The 20,425-nt window shown below is 63.9% G+C and carries 21 protein-coding genes; 11 read left to right on the top strand and 10 right to left on the bottom strand.

The features are described 5' to 3' along the window. Window positions 1-119 precede the first annotated feature (119 nt). From K1X15_RS00710 to K1X15_RS00700, 3 genes are read left to right on the top strand one after another with little or no spacing between them, the layout of a single operon-like run. Window positions 120-512, top strand: a complete 393-nt coding sequence (locus K1X15_RS00710) for a VOC family protein (RefSeq protein WP_220305623.1) — start codon at window positions 120-122, stop codon at window positions 510-512. Beyond that, a complete protein-coding gene (locus tag K1X15_RS00705) occupies window positions 485-1,024 on the top strand; it encodes a hypothetical protein (RefSeq protein WP_220305622.1) in 540 nt (179 codons plus the stop codon). The genes K1X15_RS00710 and K1X15_RS00705 overlap by 28 nt, the downstream gene beginning before the upstream one ends. Next, entirely contained in the window at window positions 1,021-1,959 is a 939-nt protein-coding gene (locus tag K1X15_RS00700; RefSeq protein WP_220305621.1) for an aldo/keto reductase, read from the top strand. The genes K1X15_RS00705 and K1X15_RS00700 overlap by 4 nt, the downstream gene beginning before the upstream one ends. A gap of 3 nt (window positions 1,960-1,962) precedes the next feature. Here the strand turns inward: K1X15_RS00700 and K1X15_RS00695 are convergent, their stop codons facing one another. Next, complete coding sequence (locus K1X15_RS00695; protein ID WP_220305620.1) at window positions 1,963-2,991, bottom strand: LacI family transcriptional regulator; 1,029 nt, start codon at window positions 2,989-2,991, stop codon at window positions 1,963-1,965. Between the two features lie 150 nt (window positions 2,992-3,141). Here K1X15_RS00695 and K1X15_RS00690 point away from each other — a divergent pair, with 150 nt between their 5' ends. Together K1X15_RS00690 and K1X15_RS00685 are read left to right on the top strand one after the other, a co-directional pair. Further along, a complete protein-coding gene (locus tag K1X15_RS00690) occupies window positions 3,142-6,336 on the top strand; it encodes an alpha-mannosidase (RefSeq protein WP_220305619.1) in 3,195 nt (1,064 codons plus the stop codon). 73 nt (window positions 6,337-6,409) lie between these two features. Continuing rightward, on the top strand, window positions 6,410-7,597 hold the full coding sequence (locus K1X15_RS00685) for an ROK family transcriptional regulator (RefSeq protein ID WP_220305618.1): 1,188 nt from the start codon (window positions 6,410-6,412) through the stop codon (window positions 7,595-7,597). Here the strand turns inward: K1X15_RS00685 and K1X15_RS00680 are convergent. Beyond that, window positions 7,588-7,887: an HU family DNA-binding protein gene (locus tag K1X15_RS00680; RefSeq protein WP_220305617.1), complete on the bottom strand. Its 300-nt coding sequence runs from the start codon at window positions 7,885-7,887 to the stop codon at window positions 7,588-7,590. The two genes, K1X15_RS00685 and K1X15_RS00680, sit on opposite strands and share 10 nt — an antisense overlap. A gap of 196 nt (window positions 7,888-8,083) precedes the next feature. Here K1X15_RS00680 and rirA point away from each other — a divergent pair, with 196 nt between their 5' ends. Together rirA and K1X15_RS00670 are read left to right on the top strand one after the other, a co-directional pair. Further along, window positions 8,084-8,539 (top strand): iron-responsive transcriptional regulator RirA, encoded by a 456-nt coding sequence (gene rirA, locus K1X15_RS00675; RefSeq protein ID WP_220305616.1) that lies wholly within the window; start codon window positions 8,084-8,086, stop codon window positions 8,537-8,539. Between the two features lie 240 nt (window positions 8,540-8,779). Then, the gene (locus tag K1X15_RS00670; RefSeq protein WP_220305615.1) at window positions 8,780-10,594 is read left to right on the top strand and encodes an ABC-F family ATP-binding cassette domain-containing protein; all 1,815 of its coding nucleotides are present in this window, start codon (window positions 8,780-8,782) and stop codon (window positions 10,592-10,594) included. An 18-nt stretch (window positions 10,595-10,612) separates the two neighbouring features. On the opposite strand, the gene K1X15_RS00665 is transcribed toward K1X15_RS00670, so the two are convergent. Then, window positions 10,613-11,659: a LacI family transcriptional regulator gene (locus tag K1X15_RS00665; RefSeq protein WP_240549605.1), complete on the bottom strand. Its 1,047-nt coding sequence runs from the start codon at window positions 11,657-11,659 to the stop codon at window positions 10,613-10,615. Between the two features lie 503 nt (window positions 11,660-12,162). On the opposite strand from K1X15_RS00665, the gene K1X15_RS00660 reads away from it, so the two are divergent. Next, window positions 12,163-12,378 carry a hypothetical protein gene (locus K1X15_RS00660; RefSeq protein WP_220305614.1) on the top strand — a complete coding sequence of 72 codons (216 nt, stop codon included), beginning with the start codon at window positions 12,163-12,165 and terminating at the stop codon, window positions 12,376-12,378. Between the two features lie 51 nt (window positions 12,379-12,429). On the opposite strand, the gene K1X15_RS00655 is transcribed toward K1X15_RS00660, so the two are convergent. From K1X15_RS00655 to K1X15_RS00635, 5 genes are read right to left on the bottom strand one after another with little or no spacing between them, the layout of a single operon-like run. Beyond that, complete coding sequence (locus K1X15_RS00655; RefSeq protein ID WP_220305613.1) at window positions 12,430-12,630, bottom strand: hypothetical protein; 201 nt, start codon at window positions 12,628-12,630, stop codon at window positions 12,430-12,432. Next, window positions 12,623-12,769: a hypothetical protein gene (locus K1X15_RS00650; protein WP_220305612.1), complete on the bottom strand. Its 147-nt coding sequence runs from the start codon at window positions 12,767-12,769 to the stop codon at window positions 12,623-12,625. The genes K1X15_RS00655 and K1X15_RS00650 overlap by 8 nt, the downstream gene beginning before the upstream one ends. Before the next feature lie 56 nt (window positions 12,770-12,825). Further along, window positions 12,826-13,392 carry a phosphonate metabolism protein/1,5-bisphosphokinase (PRPP-forming) PhnN gene (gene phnN, locus K1X15_RS00645; protein WP_220305611.1) on the bottom strand — a complete coding sequence of 189 codons (567 nt, stop codon included), beginning with the start codon at window positions 13,390-13,392 and terminating at the stop codon, window positions 12,826-12,828. Then, complete coding sequence (locus K1X15_RS00640; RefSeq protein WP_220307365.1) at window positions 13,389-14,528, bottom strand: alpha-D-ribose 1-methylphosphonate 5-triphosphate diphosphatase; 1,140 nt, start codon at window positions 14,526-14,528, stop codon at window positions 13,389-13,391. The genes phnN and K1X15_RS00640 overlap by 4 nt, the downstream gene beginning before the upstream one ends. After that, window positions 14,528-15,220, bottom strand: a complete 693-nt coding sequence (locus K1X15_RS00635; RefSeq protein ID WP_220305610.1) for a DUF1045 domain-containing protein — start codon at window positions 15,218-15,220, stop codon at window positions 14,528-14,530. Before K1X15_RS00635 ends, K1X15_RS00640 begins: the two co-directional genes overlap by 1 nt. 127 nt (window positions 15,221-15,347) lie before the next feature. Between K1X15_RS00635 and K1X15_RS00630 the strand changes: the two genes are divergently transcribed. The 3 genes from K1X15_RS00630 to K1X15_RS00620 all read left to right on the top strand — a co-directional run bounded on the left by K1X15_RS00630 (window position 15,348) and on the right by K1X15_RS00620 (window position 18,055). Continuing rightward, the gene (locus tag K1X15_RS00630; protein ID WP_420828358.1) at window positions 15,348-16,601 is read left to right on the top strand and encodes a glycerate kinase type-2 family protein; all 1,254 of its coding nucleotides are present in this window, start codon (window positions 15,348-15,350) and stop codon (window positions 16,599-16,601) included. A gap of 66 nt (window positions 16,602-16,667) precedes the next feature. Further along, window positions 16,668-17,030, top strand: coding sequence for a VOC family protein (locus K1X15_RS00625; protein WP_220305608.1), 363 nt, complete (start codon window positions 16,668-16,670; stop codon window positions 17,028-17,030). A gap of 86 nt (window positions 17,031-17,116) precedes the next feature. Next, complete coding sequence (locus tag K1X15_RS00620) at window positions 17,117-18,055, top strand: Gfo/Idh/MocA family protein (RefSeq protein ID WP_220305607.1); 939 nt, start codon at window positions 17,117-17,119, stop codon at window positions 18,053-18,055. A 103-nt stretch (window positions 18,056-18,158) separates the two neighbouring features. Here the strand turns inward: K1X15_RS00620 and K1X15_RS00615 are convergent, their stop codons facing one another. Beyond that, window positions 18,159-18,923, bottom strand: a complete 765-nt coding sequence (locus K1X15_RS00615) for a DUF1365 domain-containing protein (protein ID WP_220305606.1) — start codon at window positions 18,921-18,923, stop codon at window positions 18,159-18,161. After that, window positions 18,920-20,269, bottom strand: a complete 1,350-nt coding sequence (locus K1X15_RS00610) for an NAD(P)/FAD-dependent oxidoreductase (protein ID WP_220305605.1) — start codon at window positions 20,267-20,269, stop codon at window positions 18,920-18,922. The genes K1X15_RS00615 and K1X15_RS00610 overlap by 4 nt, the downstream gene beginning before the upstream one ends. Window positions 20,270-20,425: the final 156 nt, after the last annotated feature.

Below are 20,425 nucleotides of genomic sequence, written 5' to 3'. Positions count from 1 at the left end.
GGTCAATCATATGACGGCCAAAAGCCCAATCCACAGAATTGGACGGATTGGGGAAGAAGCGTTCGGCCGCTCTCCTGCTCCCCCTTGACCCGTCAGGGGGACCGCACCACACATGGCGCATGAACCAGGCCATCGCCACCATTGCGCTTGTCGTCTCGGACTATGACGAGGCCATCGCCTTCTATCGGGACAAGGTGGGCTTCCGGCTCATCGAGGACACGCCGCTGGCGCCGAAAAAGCGCTGGGTGCTCATGAGCCCACCGGGCGCGGCAGGCGCACGCCTGCTGTTGGCGCGGGCCGATGGGCCGGAGCAGGAAGCGGTGGTCGGCCGGCAGGCCGGCGGCCGGGTCATGCTGTTTCTCGAAACCGACGACTTTGCCCGCGACCATGCGCGCATGCAGGCCAACGGGATCCGGTTCCTGGAAGCACCGCGACACGAACCCTATGGCACGGTCGCCGTCTTCGCCGATCTCTACGGGAACAAATGGGACCTCATCGAACCGCAGCGCTGATCGCTTCCGCCCTCCTGCTGAGTGGCATGCCGGTCGCCGGGCAGCAGGTGGGCTGGCATTATTCGCCCCAGCCCGGGGAGGGTGACCGGGCCAGCATGGGCTGCGCGCGCGGATCGGATGCAGAGACTTTCACCTGCCTGGTGGTGCGGTGCGAGGACGACTTCACGACCGGCGTGCACCTCTATACCAGCCGGCCTCAGGGCGGACTGGGCGCCTGGGAGATGACACTGGATCGCGAGACCCGCCAGGTCGAAGTGCTGCCCGACGCGGCTCCTTATCACGGACGGGTCGACGATGCCGATGGCTGGCTGCTGGACGGGCTGCGGCATGGCACCTTTGCCTATCTCAGGCATATGGCGGACACGGGCAGCGGCTTTGCCTACATTGACCTTACGGGCTCGTTCCGGGCCATCGAAGAGGCCCTCTACTGGTGCGCGCCGCGCACCCCGCCTGCCGAACGAAATGGTGATCCGGACGTTGGGCCTGAGACAAAGAATGGAGAAATGCAATGAATCGTCGCCCCCTTGGCCGTAGCGAACTGGTGATCGAACCCCTGGTGCTGGGCGGCAATGTCTTCGGCTGGACGGTGGACGAAGCGCGCGGCTTCGACATTCTCGACGCCTATGTCGAGGCGGGCTTTTCCGCCATCGATACGGCCGAAGGCTATCCCAACTGGGTGGCCGGCAATCCGCCGGGGATGAGCGAGACCATTATCGGCAAGTGGCTCAAGGCGCGCGGCAATCGCGACAAGGTGCACATCTTCACAAAGGTCAATTCGGGCAAGAAGCCGGGCGGCCTCAAGGCCGAGGCCATAAAGTCCAGTATCGAGGCTTCGCTCTCCCGGCTGCAGACCGACTATGTCGACCTCTATTTCAGCCATTGGCCCGATGCCGAGGCCAGCCATGAAGAGACGCTGGAGGCCTATGACGTGCTGATCCGCGCGGGCAAGGTGCGGACCATCGGGGCCTCGAACTACAGCGCCCAGATGATGGCGGAGGCCCAGCAGACCGCCATCGTCAAGTCACTGCAGCGCTACGAGGTCACCCAGCCCCGCTACAATCTCTATGACCGGGCCGAATTCGATGCCCTCCGCCCCTATCTGATCGGCAATGAGGTCGGCTCGATCGTCTATTACAGCCTGGCCTCGGGGTTCCTGACCGGCAAATATCGCAGCCAGGATGATCTCGGCCAGTCGCCGCGCGGTGGCGGCGCCGGACAATATCTCAATGCCAGGGGATTGAGCATTCTCGGGGCGCTCGATCAGGTTGCCGCCGAAATGGATGCGACACCGGCCGAGGTCGCGCTGGCCTGGCTGGTGGCCCAGAAGGGTGTCAGTGCGCCGATCGCCTCGGCGACCTCGGTGGAACAGGTCAAGGGCCTGGCTCGGGGGGTGCGGCTGACGCTTGGAGAAGAGGCGGAGAAGCTGCTCACCGAGAGCGGCAAGTAGCACTCAGCCCGGCGTGCCGCTGCGCCAGTGCAGGACAGGTTCGGCCAACGTCTGCAGCTTTTCGGGGGCTTCGCCCTCGATGCGGCGCAGAAGCAGTCGAGTCAGTTCGACGCCCGAAGCGGTAACGTCTTCCTCGATGGAATCGAGATCGGGGAAGAAGGTGGGCAAGATTCCCGAGGTCTGCTTGTAGATCAGTTCCACCCCACGCCCCGGGGTGACGCCCGCAGCCTGCATGCCCGCGAGCAGGGCAATGGTGCGGATCTCGTTGTCGGTGATGATCCCGTCGGGGCGGTCGGGTCGATTGGCCAGCTGGGTTCCGAGCGCTCGCACCTGGTGGGGGGCCGAGCGGGTTTCGCCCACCTCGAGCACTTCCGCCGCGACGCCCCGCCGGGCGGCAGCGTTCCGGAAGGCTGTGGCGATATTGGCAAAATTGGTGATGCGATGATTGCCGATGAACAGCATGACACGTCGGCAGCCCTTGTCGGCCAGGCGATCCAGCGCCTGGCGGGCAAAGACTTCCGAATGAAAGTCATGGAAGGCGTGGGGGGCAGGAAAGGCCGTCCGCCCATGGCTGACAAAGGGGAAATCCGCGGCCACCAGCGCCTCAATGCGTGGATCGTCGGGCGTGGTGTGGGTGATGATGATGCCGTCGGCGGCACGGCTGTCCAGAATGTATCGCACGGCTTCGACGCCCCCGTCGGCACCGAATTCGGGCGTTACATTGAGGTGGTATTGCGTGCCGGCAAGGGCCTTGCCAATGCCCTGGATCATCTGGCGGGCAAAGTCGATGGAATCGTCACCGCCATGCAGCACCAGCGTGATGACATTGGTCTTGCCGGTGCGCAGGCGGACGCCGGCCCGGTCCGGCACATAGCCGACACGCCGCGCCGCCTCGGCCACGCGATCACGGGTTTCCTGCTTGAGGGAGGCGCCCCCGCGCAAGGACAGGGACACGGTCGACAGGCTCAGGCCGGTCATCTCGGCAATCGTCCTGAGCGTTGGCCGCCCCGGCGGGTCGTCACGATCCTGCATGCGCTTGCTCCATGCCCCCTTGTAGCGTGAAGCGCAGGGCTCGCAACAGGCGAAATTGACGGGATTGCAACGATCTATTGCAACGTTGCAGGAACCCCACTAGCTTGGCCATTGACCGGCTCGCCCGAGCCCATTCCAGGATGACACGGCATGGCCTATTCGAACCCCCTCAGCACCCGCCTGGCGCTCGGCGTCGATGATACCAAGCGGGAAGGCAAGCTGTTCCGGCTGTGTGCCGATCTCGAGAGCAAGATCCGGACGCCCATCGCCGATGTCCCCTTCGGCTGGCGGATTGCGCGGGAGAGCCTGAGCGCGCAGGACGCGATCGGCGCCGACTGGAAGAGTTGGGAACGCTTCGACGGGCATTCGGTTTGGGCGAGAAAGCAGGACCACAGCTGGTTTGCCGCCGAGGTGGAGGTACCCGAGGCGGCCCGTGGAAAGACCTTTGTCATGCGCTTCTCAAGCCAATGGCAGGACCGCCCCGGCACGACCGATCCACAATGCCTGATCTATCTGGACGGACGCATTGCCCAGGGCCTGGATGGCAACCACACCGAACTGGTCATCGAAACCGAGGCGATTCCCGGCAACAGGCATCTGGTGATGGTCGATGCCTTCACCTTCTTCGACCGACCGCTCGTTGGATTTGGGGTGGATTTCTTCACCCGTGATCCGCGGATCGAGAACCTCTACTACGACCTGATGACCCCGCTTGAGGTGGCCGTGCGCCTGCACCAGAACGATGCGCGGCGCCACGCCATTCTCGATCTCGTGGAGCAGGCCCTAAGGGCGCTGGACCGGCGTGGCCATCACACCGAGGCGCTTCTGGCGTCGCTGCCGGAGGCCGAGGCCATTGCCGCGCAGATTTATGCGCTGACCGATACCGAGGTGCAGCCGCAAGTCACCGCCGTCGGCTCCACCCATCTCGATGTCGGCTGGCTGTGGCGGGTCATCCACACGCGCGACAAGACCGCGCGCAGCTTCGCCACTGTGCTCCGGCTGATGGAGGAATTCCCGCAGTTCATCTTCATGTACAACCAGTCGGTGTTGTTCGATTTCCTGCGCCAGGACTATCCCGAGCTCTGGGAACGGTTGTTGGAACGGGTGAAATCGGGACAGTTCGAGATCGAAGGCGCCATGTGGGTGGAGCCGGACGTCAATATCGCCTCGGGGGAGAGCCTCGTCCGCCAGATCATGCGCGGCCGGCGCTTTCATCAGGAGCATTTCGGGGTCACGCCCCGTACCGTGTGGCTGCCCGACACGTTCGGCTATTCCGCCAATTTGCCGCAAATCATGGCCAAGTCCGGGCTCGACTATTTTGTCACCTCCAAGCTGAGCTGGAACGACACCGACCGGCACCCCTATGACACCTTCTTCTGGCGCGGTATCGACGGCAGCGTCACCAAGGCACAGTTGATCACGGCGCAGAACTACGAAAGCGACGCCATTTTCACGACCTATAATGGCGACCTGTCGGTCAGTGAGACCATGGGGGCCTGGAAGCGCTACGAACCGAAACGGGCCAATTCGGAAGTGGTGATGTCCTATGGCTACGGTGATGGCGGCGGTGGCCCGACGCGGGCGATGATTGCGCGCGGGACCCGGCTCGAACGCGGCATTCCCGGGGCGCCGAAAGTGAAGCTCGAGGGCATCGTGCCGTTCCTCGACCGGCTGGGCCAGCGCATGGACGCGGATCCTGGGCGCTTTCCCACCTGGAACGGCGAGCTTTACCTGCAATATCACCGCGGAACGCTGACCACCTGGGCCAAGAACAAGGCCAAGAACCGGTTGGCCGAACGTCGGCTGCGCGAGCTCGAACTGCTTGGCTCGCTCGCCCAGGTGCAAGCGGGTATGCCCTATCCCACCGAGACGCTGGCGGAGTTCTGGGAACTGGTGCTGATCAACCAGTTCCACGATATCCTCCCCGGAACCTCCATCCCGGAAGTCTATGTCGACAGCGACGCGGACTATGATCGCATTTTCTCATCGCATGCTTCGCCCAATGGCCCCTGGCAGGCCGCAGCGCGGTCATTGCTGCCCCTGGCGGACGGGACAATCCGGCTTTTCAACTTCACTTCACAGACGCGCGGTGACCTTGTCCGGCTGGACGATGCGCCCGACATCGCGGACGGGGCGCTGCGCATGGGCGACCGCATCGCGCCGTTGCAGCGGCTGGTGCGCGCCGATGGCAGCACGGAGCTGGCCTCGCCGGTAACCGACCTGCCCTCGCTCGGCTGGGCGGATGCAGAGATCGTGACGGCAGGATCGGCTGTGACGTCGACCCTGTCGGTCTCGAGGAACCATCTTGAAAATGCCCTGTTGCGTCTCAGCCTTAATGAGAACGGGCATGTCGTCTCGGTGCTCGACAAATCGTCGGGCCGCGAGGTGCTTCGGCCGGGCCAGGCCGCAAACCGGCTTGTCGCCTATGAAGACAAGCCCATGGACTATGATGCGTGGGACATCGACGCCTATTTCGAAGAGCAGTTCTGGGCGCTCGATGACGTCACGGACATCTCGGTGGTCGAGGAAGGCCCGCATCGCGCGGCGATCCGGGTCGAACGTCGATATGGCGCATCGCGTGTCGTGCAGGTGATCTCCCTGGCCGAAGGCGCGCGTCAGGTGGAGTTCGACACCTTTATTGACTGGCAGGAGCGGGCTCAGGTGCTGAAGGCCGAATTCGACTTCGACCTCAATGCTTCGGACATAAGGTCGGAAATCCAGTTCGGCCACGTCACGCGCCCCACCCATCGCAACACGAGTTGGGACCGGGCCCGGTTCGAGGCCTCGATGCATCGCTGGGTCGACATGAGCGAGGCCGATTTCGGCGTGGCGCTCATCAACGACTGCAAATATGGCTACGACGCCCATGAGCAAAAAGTGCGGCTGACGCTGGTGCGCGGCCCAAGCTATCCCAGCCCGGAGGCCGATCGCGGCGAGCACCGCCTAAGGTACGGACTGCTGGTGCATGCCGGTCTGGGCGATCTCCATGCGGTGCATCGCGCTGCCGAGCGTTTCAACAATCCGGTTGCGGTGGTCGGCAGCCCCCGTCGCAGCGAGGCGACGGCTGGAGAGCTTGCCCATTTCAGCCTCGCGGCCGTGGACGTCGACAATGTCAGCATCGAGACCGTCAAGAAGGCCGAGCGCTCCGATGCGCTGGTCCTGAGGGTATTCGAGCATTCCAATCGCCGCGCCGAAACCACCTTGCGCTTCGGACTGCCACCCAAGTCGGTGCGGAAGGTCAATCTGATGGAGGAGAACGCAGAGGCGCCGCTGACGCTTGACGGCGACGCTGTGGTGTTGTCTTTGCGGCCATTCGAGATTGCCACGCTGCTGGTCACCTTCTGACCCGGCGATAAGAACCAAATCATTTTCATCCGCCTGCGCCCGCCACTGGTGCGGCAGGCCAGGGCGCTTGGCCATGCACAAAACCAGTGAACCGACGAAGGACGTATTCGACTCTGGTCGCCGCGGGCTGCGCCATGATGGCGTCCGGCGCGCCAATGAGAAGACCGTGCTGACCGTTGTGGCGTTCAATTCGGGCGTCTCCAATGCCGAGATTGCACGCATTTCCGGCCTGGCGCCGCAGACGGTCTCTGCCATTCTGATCGACCTGGAGCGTCAGGGCCTGATCAGTCGCGGTCCGGTCCTGCGCGGTCGCCGGGGCCAGCCGGCAACGCCGATCCTGCTCAACGAAGATGGTGGCATGGCTATCGGCGTCGAGATCGGCTGGCGCCATCTGGACGTGGTCTTGCTGAGCATGCATGCCCGGGTCTTGCGGCATCATCATGCAGAGCACGATTATCCGGACGCCAAAACCATTTTCGAGACCATCGGCGCCCTGGTGAAGGATGTCACGTCCGATCTGACCCCGACCCAGAAAGGGCGCCTGCTCGACCTTGGCCTGTCGATGCCCTGTGCGCTGGCGGAGAGCCTGCACCTGCTTGGCGCCCCGGACGAACAGATCTCGATGTGGCGAAACCACGACCCGGTCCAGGCACTCAAGGCGCGCACAGGCCTCGACGTCACCATGTTCAACGATGGCAATGCCGGGTGCTGGGCCGAACTCATCGCCATCGCGCCGCCGCGGCCGGCCAACATCGTCTACCTCCTGGTCTCTCACTTCATTGCGGCCGGGATCGTGGTTGATGGGGTCCTGTGGGAAGGACAAACCGGCAATGCCGCCGAACTCGGCTCGATACTGATCGACCTGCCCGGGCAGCCGCCACAGGTGGCCCATCGTGTGGCTTCGATCTGGGCGTTGAGAAACCAGCTCGAAGCAGCCGGGCACTGCACCGCGGACGTGCCCGGCAAAGCTCTGGAGCAGGCCGTGCCGGCGCCCGAGGCAGAGCAATGGATCGGCAATGCCGCACGCGCCCTGGCGCAGGTGATCTACAATACCACCACCGTGCTGGAGCAGCCGCTGGTTGTGGTCGACACAATATTGTCGCGAGAGACCACCATCCGGTTGTCGGAGCGGGTCGATGTCGAGCTCAAGGCCTTGCCGCGGCGCAATCTGTCGGGACCACGTGTGGTTCCTGGCCAGTTGGGCGGGCTCGCACCCGCCATCGGGGCAGCCGAACTGCCCTTGTTCAGGCGCTACTTCTGAGCCAGCTCGTCCAGCGCCTCGCGCAGCCGCGCGCTGGGAATGAGAACCACCGTCTGGCGCGGGGCGATGCGGTGCTGATCCCCGGTGCGCGGATTGCGGCCGATCCGCTCGGCGCGGGAACGCACCTCAAGGGTGCCAAACCCTGTCAGCTTGACCGTCTCGCCGCTCTTGAGGGCCTCACCGATCAGTTCGAACATGCGTTCGCCGACCTGGGCAGTGTCAATGCGCGACATGCCGGTCGCATCGGCAGCGCGCTCACTCAGCGCCGCTCTGGTGACAGTTTGATCCACTGAACAACCTCCTCCACCAATTAAATTCATAGGTGGAACAAAATCCGCTGTCCAGTCCCGCGCGCGATCACAAAAAACATGATCGCAGGCTTCAAGATTATTTGACATTTTTTAGAATGGTTATAAGGTGCGGGTGCGGTTATGAGCTGTTTCGACATCCTCGTCCGCCCCGCCAGAGGCCGCAGAAAGGTTTCCCGTGAGACTGACCCGCCAATCCAACTATGCCATCCGCACACTGGTCTATTGTGCCGTCAACGAGCCGGGGCTGAGCCGGGTCGCCGAGATTGCGCGCGCTTATGGCATTTCCGAATTGTTCCTGTTCAAGCTGATCAAGCCGCTGGTCGAGGCCGGGCTGCTGCAGACCGTACGGGGACGTCATGGCGGCATCAAACTGGGCAAGCCGCCAGAGGACATTACGCTGCTCGACACCATCCGGCTGACCGAAGAGAATTTTGCGCTGGCCGAATGCTTTGAAGACGGTGCCGATTGCCCGCTGATCGGCGAATGCGACCTCAACGGCGCGCTGCGCGAGGCCCTGGGGGCGTTCTTCGAGGTCTTGAGCCGCCACACCATTGCCGATCTTGCGAGCAAAAAGCGCTCAATCCGCGATCGACTTGGCCTGACCGCCAGCGAGGCCGTCAGCGCGGCCTGAGGCCAACAATACAAATATGAGTTTGACAATCATGTTTATGCATGATTGATTGCAGTCATGGCGCGGTGACCCCTTGGGGCCTGTGGGTCCGGGCGCCAGACTGCGACGGGGCTTGCTGCTACCGTCTCCCCGGGCCGGTCAGGATCCTCAACGTCCTGACCGGCCTTTTTCCTTTCCCGATCGATTGATCTCCCACTGGCCCTATGCTCTATCCCGGGCCAGACGCCCCCCGGACAGAACATGGCCCAACCCCCTCTCCTTTCCCTGCAGGACATTCAACTCACCTTTGGCGGCACCCAGTTGCTGGAGGCGGCGGAACTGATCGTGTCTCCCGGCCAGCGCATCGCCCTGGTCGGCCGCAATGGGTCGGGCAAGTCCACCCTGCTCAAGATTGCTGCAGGTCTTGTCCAGCACGATGGGGGCAAGCGATTTGCAGAGCCCAGCGCCACCATTCGCTATCTGCCGCAGGAGCCTGACCTCACCGGCTTTGCAACCACTTTGGCCTATGTCGAGGCGGGCCTCGCGCCGGGGGATGATCCTTATCGTGCGCAATATCTGCTCAATGCTCTGGGCCTGACAGGAGCCGAAGACCCAGCCACCCTGTCGGGGGGCGAAGGCCGCCGGGCGGCCCTGGCGCGAGTGCTGGCCCCGCAGCCGGATGTGTTGCTGCTCGACGAGCCGACCAACCACCTGGACCTGCCGGTGATCGAATGGCTGCAGGACGAACTGAGCCAGATGCGCTCGGCCATGGTGCTGATCAGCCATGATCGGCGTTTCCTGTCGGATCTGTCGCAGTCGACCGTCTGGCTTGACCGGGGCGTGACGCGGCGCATCGAGAAGGGGTTTGCCTCCTTCGAGAGCTGGCGCGATGAGGTGCTTGAACTCGAGGAGAAGGAACGGCACAAGCTCGACCGGCAGATCGTGCGCGAAGAGCACTGGCTGCGCTATGGCGTAACGGCGCGCCGCAAACGCAATGTGGGGCGGCTGGAGCGGCTTGCCGGTTTGCGCCAGGAGCGGCGCGAGCAGCGCAAGGTGACTGGCGCGGTGACGATTGCGGTGAGCGAGGGACGGACCTCGGGCGCGCTGGTGGCCGAAGCGGAAAACATCTCCAAGAGCTTTGGTGCCCGCGCCATCGTGAAGGAATTCTCCACGCGCGTGCTACGCGGCGACAGGGTCGGCATTGTCGGGCCCAACGGGGCAGGCAAGACGACGCTGATCAAGATGCTGACAGGCCTTCTCGAACCCGACAGCGGGTCGATCAAGCTGGGCGCGGCGCTGGAACTGGCCATGCTCGACCAAGGCAGGGCGAGGCTCAATCCGGAAACGCGGCTCAAGGACGCTCTGACCGGTGGAGGCAGCGACACCATCCACATCAATGGCGAGGCCAGGCATGTGGTGGGCTATATGAAGGATTTCCTGTTCACCCCCGAACAGGCCAACACGCCGATCGGCAAGCTTTCCGGTGGCGAACGAGCGCGGGTCGCGCTGGCCCGCGCCCTGGCTCTGCCCTCGAACTTCCTGGTGCTGGACGAGCCCACGAACGACCTCGACCTCGAAACGCTCGACCTGCTTGAGGAAATGGTCTCGGACTATGCCGGCACCGTGGTGGTGGTGAGCCATGACCGCGACTTCCTGGACCGCGTTGCCACCTCGGTGATCATGGCGGAGGGAGACGGGCGCTGGACCGAATATGCGGGGGGCTATTCGGACATGGTGGCGCAGCGCGGCGCCGGCGTTGCCGCACGCGTGGTGGAAAAAGCCAGGGCTGACAAGCCCAAAGCGGAGTCAAAGCCGGTAACGTCAGCGCCGGCCGCCAAACGCAAGCTGAGCTTCAAGGAGAAGCACGCACTGGAGACGCTGCCCAAAGAGATCGACACGCTGGACGCCGAGATCGCCACGCTCAACGCGGCGCTGGCAGCGCCCGACCTCTATGGCCGCGACCCCAATGGCTTTGCGGCCAAGTCCAAGGCGCTCGAGGCGGCGCTGGCGCGAAAGACCGCCGCAGAGGAGCAGTGGCTGGAGCTGGAAATGCTCCGGGAAGAACTGGAGGGCTGAGGCACTCTGTGATGCCGGTCAGTCTTTCCAGTCGAATTTGGGTTCCGCCAGAACCTGGAGATCCTCGGTTTCTCCGGCGATGCGACGCAGCAGGATGGCACCCAGATTGCGTCCGGCCGCGACAAAGTCCTCCTGGACGGTCTCGGCGCCGGGCTGGAACTGGGCGAACATCGAGGACGACTGCTTGGTGACCACATGGGCGGTCTTTCCAACCACAAGACCCGCATCCGTCAGGCCGCCAATAACAGCAAGGGCCGAGACTTCAGAGGCGCAGACATAGCCATCGGGGCCATCGGGGCGCTTGGACCGCTTGATGACGTAGTTGCGGATGGCGTCGGTGGGACTACCCAAATTGACGTCCGCGGCATATTCGAAAGCAATCCCGGTCTCGCGCGCCGCCCGTTCCATGCCGGCCTTGAGGTGCTCGGTATAGGTCAGGGCGCTGTCCGGCAACACGATCGAGACCTTGCGACAGCCCTTTTCGGCCAGCCGGCGCGTGGCGCCATAGGCGTAGGCCTCGTTGTCAAAGTCGACAAAGGGATGGGGTTCGGGCCAGCGGCTGCGGCCATGGCTGACGAATGGAAAGTCATTGTCGATGAGGAAGCGGATGCGCTCATCGAAGGTTTCGGCCTTGGAAAAGATCACCCCGTCGGCCATGCGATTGCGCACGATATGCTGGATCGGCTCGATGGGCTGCACATTGCGGAAAAGCGGCGTGATGACGAGGTGGAAGGCCGTGCTGCGCAGCGCCTCGGTGATGCCGGTGACCAGGCTGGTGCCGAAGCCGTAGATCTGCTCGTCCGGCTCCAGGATCAGCGAAATCACATTGGTGCGGCCCGTCTTGAGACGCAGCGCGGCGCGGTCCGGCATATAGCCGATCTCGGCGGCGATCTTTTGCACGCGGTCGCGCGTTTCCTGCGCCAGTTCGGGTGCGTTGTTGAGTGCGCGTGAAATGGTGGTGACCGCAAGGCCGGTCATTTGCGCGATGGTCTTCAGCGTGGGTTTCCCCGATGGCTTGACGCCCCGCTTGCCGCGCGTGGCGGGCGGTGTTTCGTGCTGCGACACCTATGTTCCCCTCAGACCCGCCGCTCACCTGGCGGGGACGCTTGATCGGGGGAGAACACCAGATTGCGCGAGATGGCGCAAGTCGAAGCTTGCCATGAAATATGACCAATGATATCCACATTTCGTGGCCGTGGAGGCTGGAAACACGCTTTTCTGCAATTTTCGGCCACTACGCATAAAGGTGCACTGGAAAAACCGATATGCGTCCCCTATCTTGCCATTGCCCCGCCGCAATGGCGTGGGACAAATCCGGTCAACACTCGCAAGGAGAGGAATGACGATGACGACATCGACGACCTTCACTATCCATGCCACGTGTTCGACCGTAGTAACCTGCAAGCATGCCGCCAAACGCTGGCAAGGGTCCTGTCGCTCCAAACGAATGTGATCTGGCGTCACACCTTCGTCTCACAAAACCGATAGAACCCGCGTTGTCAGCATCAGGCGCCCTTCCCTTTCGAAGGGGCCGGCGCCGGACCGACGCGCAAGTGGAGATTCCACCCATGCAGGAAAACAGTCTAAATCGGGCCGAGAGGCTCAGACCAATCGTTATTGAAGTGGCCGGCGAGCCTCAGGGCGTGGTCGTGCCGGCGGCGGACGGCTACAAGTTCGTGGCCGTCAAGCTTCCCGCCTTTGCCATGGACGGGCAGCACTTCCCCTCGATAGAGACCGCGCATCTGGCGGTCAGCCGCGCCGTCCAGGGCGGCGAGGCAGCATAAGTAAGCCGGTGGCACGACCACCGGCTTTTTCCTGTCCGCCAGCGGCGGGCTTCAATCATCATTGGTGGCATTGAGTTCGGATGGTCGCCTGCCCTCCGAAGCCGGGGGCGCGGGGTCAAGCGCAGTCTCCACCGCCTCGGCCAGCGCATCGACGTCTATACGCGAAGCGCCCGTCGCTGCCTGCCGTTCCAGTTCCGCTGTGAGCGCAGTGACGATCGCCTGCCGGCGCGGATCCGGGTGTTCGCTAGCCATTTCCATCAATCGAAATCCCCTGTTCATCCACGCGCACCTCAATTCCGGGCCGCGATTGCTGCTGATAGGTGTAGATGCCGAAGGCAAGCAGCGCGATGACCAAAATGGCGATCACGCCGTAGAGGCTGTTGCGGGACAATTGGACGCTCCTGACGCTGATTTGGTTCCAAACCAACGCGTACCGGGCAGAAGGGTTCAATCCTCGGCAATGCGCCGCAGCGCCATAACAAAGGCGGTTACGCCAATCCCCACCGAGCTGGAATTGTCGATGACAATGGGGGCGACGTCAGCCGGCAGGGCAGCGCCCTCACGTGCCAGCCGGGCGACAATCTGATCGCGGTTCTCGCGGCCGCGCCGCGCCAGCCGTTCGGCCCGCAGGGATATTTCGGCAGATATCTGGATCACCCGGCACAGCGGATATTTGGCGATCGCCTGGGGCACGGCGTGGCGGGAGATATTGGCGACAACAACCCTTCCGAGCGCAAGATCGGTATCGACGCCTATGGGCAGGGCATAGTCCAGGCCATGCGCCTGCCAGGTGAGCGCAAAGCGTCCGGCCTGCGCGGCCCGGACGAATTCTTCCGTCTCCAGGCTCACATGATCTTCGAGATCAATATCGGCAGGGCGGGTGACCAGTCGCCGCACAAAACTGAATCGTTTATCGCCATCGAGCGCCTGCCGAGCCCCACCGATCAGGGTGTCCTTGCCAACCCCCGAGGGGCCGACGACCAGAACCAGGACTCCGGGTGGCCTTTCGTTCAACTCACTCGCCGCCCTTCTCGCCACACGCCCCGAACAGCCGGTAGCGGACCATCCGCCGAAACGCGCACCAGATCGGCCCTCTTGCCCGGTGCGATCTCGCCCCGATCGTCGAATCCCCCCGCGCGCGCTGGATTGGCGGTCACGGTAGCAAGCGCGCGTGGCAGGTCAAGGCCCGGCACCCGGCTCGGCAGGACGAAGGCCGCCTGCAGGAGCGCAAACGGGACATAGTCGGAACTGAGAATATCGAGCAGCCCCGCAGCGACCAGATCCGTGGCCGAGATATTGCCCGAATGGGACTTGCCGCGCACCACATTGGGTGCACCCATGAGAATGGCCAGTCCGGCAGCATTGGCCGCCGACGCCGCCTCGAGCGTGGTGGGGAATTCGGCAATGGCGACGCCGTTGGCCTCTGCCTCCTCGACATGAGCCAGCGTGGCGTCGTCATGACTGGCCAGCGCAATGCCCATGCGTCGGGCACGGGAGACGATGGCCTGCCGGTTGCTGGCAGAGTAACGCTCGTGTTCGGCCAGCCGTGCGTCGAGATAGGCTTGCGCCTCTTCGGCGGTGCCTCCCATCTGCCGTGCGTAGAAGCTGCGATAGGCATCGAGCGAGCGGAACTGGCGTTGGCCGGGCGTATGATCCATGACCGAGGCCAGCCGGGTCGAAGGGTCGTCGGCGAGGGCATCGAAGTGAGCCACGACGTCGTGGCTCGGCAATTCGCAGCGCAGGTGGATGAAGTGTTCGGCGCGCAGCCAGCTGCCCTCGCGGCCGGTCCGCACCGCATCGACCAATTGTCGCGCATGCGCCAGCATGTCGGGCAGATCGATGTCCGATCCGATGCGCACCGCGTCGAAGACGGTGGTGATGCCCGATCCGGCAATCTGCACATCATGCGCGTGCAGCGCCGCCTGCGGATCCCAGAAGACGCCAGGTCTGGGCCGATAGTGATTTTCCAGGTGGTCCGTGTGCAGCTCGACCAGGCCCGGGATCAGATAATCGCCACCCAGGTCTTCGCCCTGCCGGCTTACGCCGGCGTCGATGCCCGCAATCCTGCCCGCGCGAACCACCAGGCTTCCCTCGACGACCTGGTCAGGCAGCACGATGCGGGCATTGGAGAAGACGGTTTCGGACATGATTAGCCCCCCAGACCATATTCGGCGATGCGCCGGAAGGGCAGCTTGTTCTCTGTTTCCTGGAACAGCGTCAGGCGGTCCAGCACGATCGGCTGTTCCAGTATGGGGCCGAACCATGTGCGAGCGGCCGAGAGCATATCGGCCCGGTCATATTCATTGAGGCGATCCGTCAGGGTCATATGAAAGCGGAACTCGTCGAACACATAGGGGTAGCCATAGGCATCGAGCAGTTCCTCCTGGCGCGGCGTCAGGCCGCGCGCGGCCCGGGCGGCACGATCGCGAGGGGTCATCGGCGCGCGAAAGGGCTCGAGCGTCTCCACAACATGGGCCGCCAGATCGAGCAATTGGGAATTGTCCCCCTCAACCGGCACCAGGGCCAGGAAACCATCCAAGTCGGCTATGTGCAGGCGCCCCAGCGGCAAGGGCGCGAGTCCTGCCGCCAGTTCGGAGAGCGCCCCGCTCAACTGATCGAGACTGCATCCGGGCGCCAGCGCCATTGGTGGCTTGAGGGTGGCGTGAAAGCCGTAACGCCCCGCAGACTGGGTGAGGTTGAGCAGGCGATCACGCTCGATGCCGGCCACCGCGCCATCATAGGAAAGCCCCGATGCCGGGTCGCGACCCAGCCAAACCGAGGCCCGGTCCCACAGGGCGTCGGTAACGGCCGGGGCGTAATAGATAGCGAATCTTTGCGGCATGCGAACTCCTCACGGGGGAGCTAATGGACCTGTGTGGCAGTGGTTTGACAAGCGCGAAGGGCTGGACAATTGCTGGAGCGCTGGCGACAAAGCGTCTCCCTCCGTTCGCGCACAAAGATTTATGCCTATGGACCGTTCCCTGCTCGAGCGCCTTTTTCACAAGGCCGTCGCCCAAGCGCAACCGGCCCTTGCGGTCGAGCGGCACCTGCCTGCGCCACCCAGGGGGCGCACCATTGTTGTCGGGGCCGGCAAGGCTTCAGCCCAGATGGCCCGGGCGTTCGAGAAGGCCTGGCCGGGCGAGATATCGGGACTTGTTGTCACCCGTTATGGCTATGCAGAACCTTGCGAACGCATAGAAATCGTCGAAGCCGCCCATCCGGTGCCGGATGCTGCGGGGCTGGACGCGGCGGCGCGGCTGATGAAGCTGGTCTCGGGCCTGACCGAAGACGACCTGGTGGTGGCGCTGATTTCAGGGGGCGGCTCGTCGCTGCTGCCGGCTCCGGCCCGGGGCCTGGACCTCGATGATGAACAGACTATTAACCGCGCGCTGCTGGCCTCGGGCGCACCGATCGGGGTGATGAACCTCATCCGCAACCAGTTCTCGACCATCAAGGGTGGGCGACTGGCCGCAGCTGCCGCTCCGGCGCGCGTGGCGACGCTTGTGGTTTCAGACGTGCCGGGCGACGACCCGGCGCTGGTGGCCTCCGGCCCCACCCTGCCCCTTGCCGGGGGACGGACCGAGGCGAGGCGCCTGGCGGCGCTTTATCGGCTCGACCTGCCGGAGAGAGCGGCACGGCTGCTCGCGAGCGATGCCAATCTGCCGCCCGAGCCATCCGACCCCGTATTTGCTCGCAACAGCGTTGCCACCATTGCCTCGGCGGCGCTGTCGCTGGAGGCTGCGGCCGAGCTGGCGCGGCAAGAGGGGATCGAGGCGGCGATTCTCTCAGACTCCATCGAAGGGGAAGCGCGCGACGTTGCGCAGGTGCATGCCGCCCTGGCGCGCGAAATTGCCACGCGCAATCGTCCGTTCAGAAAACCGGTAGTGCTGCTCTCGGGCGGGGAAACGACGGTGACGCTGCGCGGCAAGGGCCGCGGCGGGCGCAATGGCGAATTCCTGCTCTCGCTGGCCATTGCCCTGGATGGCGTCGCGGGTGTCTCGGCGCTGGCCGGCGATACCGATGGCATCGATGGCTCGGAAGACAATGCGGGGGCTTTCGTGGATGGCACCACGGCCCGTCGCATGCGCGAGGCGGGGATCGATCCGCAGGCCGCCCTCGCCAATAATGATGCCTATGGGGCGTTCGAGGCCATTGGCGACCTCTTCGTCACCGGCCCGACCGGAACCAATGTGAATGACTTCCGGGCGATCCTCATCCGCTGATTTCGGCTTTGGCCCCTGAAGGGCCTGTGTCATTCTCCTGGGAGCAAGCATGCAAGGGAGGCAGGCATGGCACGGGCGGTGGGCATTGGCGGCATCTTCTTCCGGGCAGGCGACACCAAGGCGCTGGCGGGCTGGTACGAGACGCATCTGGGCATCCCCGAATTCTGGACGCAGCAGGCCGGCTTTACGGTGTTTTCGCCATTCAAGCGCGAAAGCGACTATTTCTCGGCGGACAAGCAGTGGATGATCAACCTGCGGGTCGACGACCTGGACGCCCTGGTCGCCCAGCTCAGTTCTGCGGGCATAGCGGTTGAGACGCGCCCGGACGAATGGGACACGCCCGAGACGGGCCGATTCGCGCGCATCCACGATCCGGAGGGCAACCCGATCGAGCTCTGGGAACCGCCGCCGCCGGCACCCACTGCATAAAAATCATACTTTTGTTGTCTTGGGGCCTTGGCAGAACCAGCCAAGACCTGCTCTATAGCCGCGCTTTTTCGACACGGAGTTCCGGCATGGCCAAGCGCAAAATCGCGGTGATCGGCGTAGGCAAGATCGCAGTGGACCAGCACCTGCCGGTGATCGACGCCTCGGCAGATTTCGAGCTGGCGGCGACCGTCTCCTCGCGCGGGGTTGGCCATGGCAATGCGCCGGTCTTTCGCACCGCAGCGGAACTCTACGCTGCGATGCCGGAGGTGGGGCTGGTTTCCATCTGCACCCCACCGGGCGTACGCCATGGATTGGTGCGCGAGGCGCTGGACGCCGGCAAGGACGTGATGATGGAAAAGCCGCCCACCACCACGATCTCGGAACTCGATGACATCGTTGCCCATGCTGCACGGCTGGACCGGGTGCTGTTCCAGACCTGGCACAGCCAGTACAATGCCGCCGTCGACCGCGCCAAGGCGATCCTTGCCGACCAGGGCGTCAAGTCCGTGCGCATCGACTGGCGCGAAAGCGTGCGCAAATGGCATCCCGGGCAGGACTGGGTGTGGGAGCCTGGCGGCTTCGGGGTGTGCGACCCCGGTATCAACGCCTATTCGATCTTCACCAAGATCATGCCGTTTCCGGTCTTTGTGGAAAGCGCGAAACTGACCTTTCCGGCCAATCGCCAGACGCCAGTGGATGTCGAGGTCAAGTTCAAGTCCGGCCAGCCGCACCAGCCGCAGATGTCGTCCGGCTTCAACTGGCTCGAAGAGAGCGGCGAGATCTGGACCATCCACGTGGTGACCGGTACCGGCGACGACCTCAAGCTTGAGCGCGGCGGCCGCACGCTGCGCATCAATGGGGAGGTGGTGCTGGAGCACGGCGACGCGGAATATGCCGGCATCTATGACCGCTTTGCCGACCTGCTCGACAGGCACCAGAGCGATGTCGATGCCGCACCGCTGCGGCTGATGGCCGACGTGTTCCTGATGGGCGCCCGCGAGAACGGGCCGGATTTCGAGTGGTAGGCTAGAACTCCCGTTCTGTTTGACTCAGAACGGGCGCTCTAACTCTTTGTTTTGCCGCGCTTTCGAAGCGTAGAAGTGGTGTCCAACTTTTGCTGAAAGCGCCCTAGCCGCGCCGTTCAACCGGCTCGGTTGCCGGTGTTGGCACCGGCTTGTTCCTCTGCGTGTACCAGCGGATGCGGATGCCTTTGGCGATGAGACGCAAGGCCTCCCAATGGATGCCGGCGGTGACCTTGAAGGTCATGAGCGGGTGGGTGAAGAACAACCTGAGCAGGGTCGCGTCGGAAAACGGGCGCGCCTTCCCCGCAAAGGCCGCATAGAGCAACGGGGCTCCATCCTGGGTCTCGTTGATGGCGATGCGCACCCCTTCGCCGGGTGGGGTCAGGCGGAACTCGTAGCGGCAGTCCATGTCGATGAAGGGCGAGACATAGAACGCCTTGTCAGCAGCCTGCTCGGCCTCGGCGGCGGGCAGGACGTAGCTGTGGCGCTCGCCAAAGGTGTTGTGCACCTCGTAGATGGTCGCCAGAGGCTGCCCGGCGGCATCGTCGCAGAACCAGACCGTGAGCGGATTGAACACATAGCCCAGGATGCGCGGGTAGCACAGGAGGCGGATGCGTTCGGGGGCGGGCAGCCCACGCGCCGCCAATGTGCGGGTGACCCAGTCGCGCAGAGGCAGGCCGTCGCCATGATCGCCGTCGCGGAACGAGAACAGGGCGCGCCGATTGTGCCCGAACCATTTCAGCGTATTGAGGCGCGGCAGTTCGTCGAGGTCCAGCAGCAGGGAAAACACCCGGTAACGCAGGTGGTGCTTTTTCGGCCGGTGCCGCTGATGCACCACATGGCCCACATAGATGGCGGAGCTGGCGGTCATGCCACCAGCGCCGCCGCGGGCGGCGCGAGCGTGATGCGCCCAGAGGGGTTGGGCACGCTCCAGGGGCGCGGCAGCGCACCCATGGCCTCGGCCGCCGCCAGACCAGACTGCAGGCCATCTTCATGGAAACCGCGGCCGAAATGGGCACCGGCATACCATGTGCGGTTCTGCCCCTGCAGTTGCCACAGATTCTCCTGGGCGTGGATGGCGCGGCTGTCGAACAGGGGATGCGTGTATTCAAACCGCGCGATCTCGTCGCGTGGGTCGGCGGGCGGATTGAGGGTGACAAACAGATTGCGCCCCGGGAGGGACTGCAACCGGTTCATCCAGTAGCTGACACAGAGCGGGTGCGCACTTTGCGCATGGTCCACGGCAATATAGTTCCAGCAGCTCCACACGCGCTTGCGGCGCGGCATGAACCGGAGATCGGCATGCAACACCGCCGTGTTCACGGTATAGCCGAAGGCACCCAGCAGGCTGCGCTCACTGGCCGAGGGCGCTTCGAGCATGCCCAGGGCCTGATCGGCGTGGCTGGCGATGAGCACCTGGTCGAAACGGTCGCCATGGCCGCGACCATCGACCACCGTCACGCCCGTCGCGTCGCGTCGAATGGTGGCAACGGGTGTTGAAAGGCGCAGTTCGCCCCGGAACCGGTCGAGCAGCGCGTTGACATAGGCGCGGCTGCCGCCCTTGACGGTGCGCCAGTTCGGACGCTCCCAGATCTGCAGGAGATTATGGCTCTGGAAGAAGCGGACGAAGGCCAGCAGCGGATAAGAGCGGATATCACTTGCCGAGGACGACCAGATGGCGGCCGCGAGCGGCAAAAGATGATCGTCCACGAAGGACTGCGAGTAGCGCTGCGTGCGCAGATATTCATCAAGGGTCAATTGCTGCAGGTCCGGCCGGTCGAGCACCTCGGGCGCCTCACGGTAGAAGCGCAGCAGATCACGCAGCAAGGCCCAGAAGCGGGGGCGGAAGGCATTGCGCTTTTGCGCCAGCAATCCGCCGAGACCTTCGCCGCAATATTCGAAGCTGCCCTGATCGAGCGAGGCGGAGAACGACATCTGGGACTTGATGCTCTGCACGCCCAGATGGTCCATCATGGCGGTGAAATTGGGATAGTTCTGCTCATTGTAGACGATGAAGCCGGTATCCACCGGACCCGTCCCGGGCACATCGATGGTGTTCGCGTGCCCACCGGCGCGGTTGTCGGCCTCGTAAAGCACCACATCATGGGATTGCGAGAGCAGCCAGGCGGCCGAGAGCCCGGATACGCCACTGCCGATCACGGCGATACGCTGCCGCGCGGAGTGCGAACCGGAAAAGCCTGAAGTGGCGTGAAACATCGTCTGGGTCCCATACTGTTTGGGAGAAGATACGGATGGGGGAGCAATCCGGTTCATCCGGACGGCAATATATTCAGGACCGGCACCCGACGAGAAAAATCGGGCGGGACTGATCCAGTGTTCCGGGCCCCGCGTAATCGAGGCATGACACTTGCG

The sequence above is a fragment of the Devosia salina genome (assembly GCF_019504385.1).
Taxonomy (GTDB): Bacteria; Pseudomonadota; Alphaproteobacteria; order Rhizobiales; family Devosiaceae; genus Devosia; species Devosia salina.
This window is presented reverse-complemented; position numbering and strand designations above follow the sequence as displayed.

Coding starts and splice junctions, on each gene's coding strand:
- K1X15_RS00710 (WP_220305623.1), top strand. CDS start 120: ATGAACCAGGCCATCGCCACCATTGCGCTTGTCGTCTCGGACTATGAC.
- K1X15_RS00630 (WP_420828358.1), top strand. CDS start 15,348: ATGGACCGTTCCCTGCTCGAGCGCCTTTTTCACAAGGCCGTCGCCCAA.
- K1X15_RS00690 (WP_220305619.1), top strand. CDS start 3,142: ATGGCCTATTCGAACCCCCTCAGCACCCGCCTGGCGCTCGGCGTCGAT.
- K1X15_RS00670 (WP_220305615.1), top strand. CDS start 8,780: ATGGCCCAACCCCCTCTCCTTTCCCTGCAGGACATTCAACTCACCTTT.
- K1X15_RS00635 (WP_220305610.1), bottom strand. CDS start 15,220: ATGCCGCAAAGATTCGCTATCTATTACGCCCCGGCCGTTACCGACGCC.
- K1X15_RS00685 (WP_220305618.1), top strand. CDS start 6,410: ATGCACAAAACCAGTGAACCGACGAAGGACGTATTCGACTCTGGTCGC.
- K1X15_RS00700 (WP_220305621.1), top strand. CDS start 1,021: ATGAATCGTCGCCCCCTTGGCCGTAGCGAACTGGTGATCGAACCCCTG.
- K1X15_RS00705 (WP_220305622.1), top strand. CDS start 485: ATGGGACCTCATCGAACCGCAGCGCTGATCGCTTCCGCCCTCCTGCTG.
- K1X15_RS00660 (WP_220305614.1), top strand. CDS start 12,163: ATGCAGGAAAACAGTCTAAATCGGGCCGAGAGGCTCAGACCAATCGTT.
- K1X15_RS00655 (WP_220305613.1), bottom strand. CDS start 12,630: ATGGCTAGCGAACACCCGGATCCGCGCCGGCAGGCGATCGTCACTGCG.
- K1X15_RS00620 (WP_220305607.1), top strand. CDS start 17,117: ATGGCCAAGCGCAAAATCGCGGTGATCGGCGTAGGCAAGATCGCAGTG.
- K1X15_RS00695 (WP_220305620.1), bottom strand. CDS start 2,991: ATGCAGGATCGTGACGACCCGCCGGGGCGGCCAACGCTCAGGACGATT.
- K1X15_RS00610 (WP_220305605.1), bottom strand. CDS start 20,269: ATGTTTCACGCCACTTCAGGCTTTTCCGGTTCGCACTCCGCGCGGCAG.
- K1X15_RS00625 (WP_220305608.1), top strand. CDS start 16,668: ATGGCACGGGCGGTGGGCATTGGCGGCATCTTCTTCCGGGCAGGCGAC.
- K1X15_RS00615 (WP_220305606.1), bottom strand. CDS start 18,923: ATGACCGCCAGCTCCGCCATCTATGTGGGCCATGTGGTGCATCAGCGG.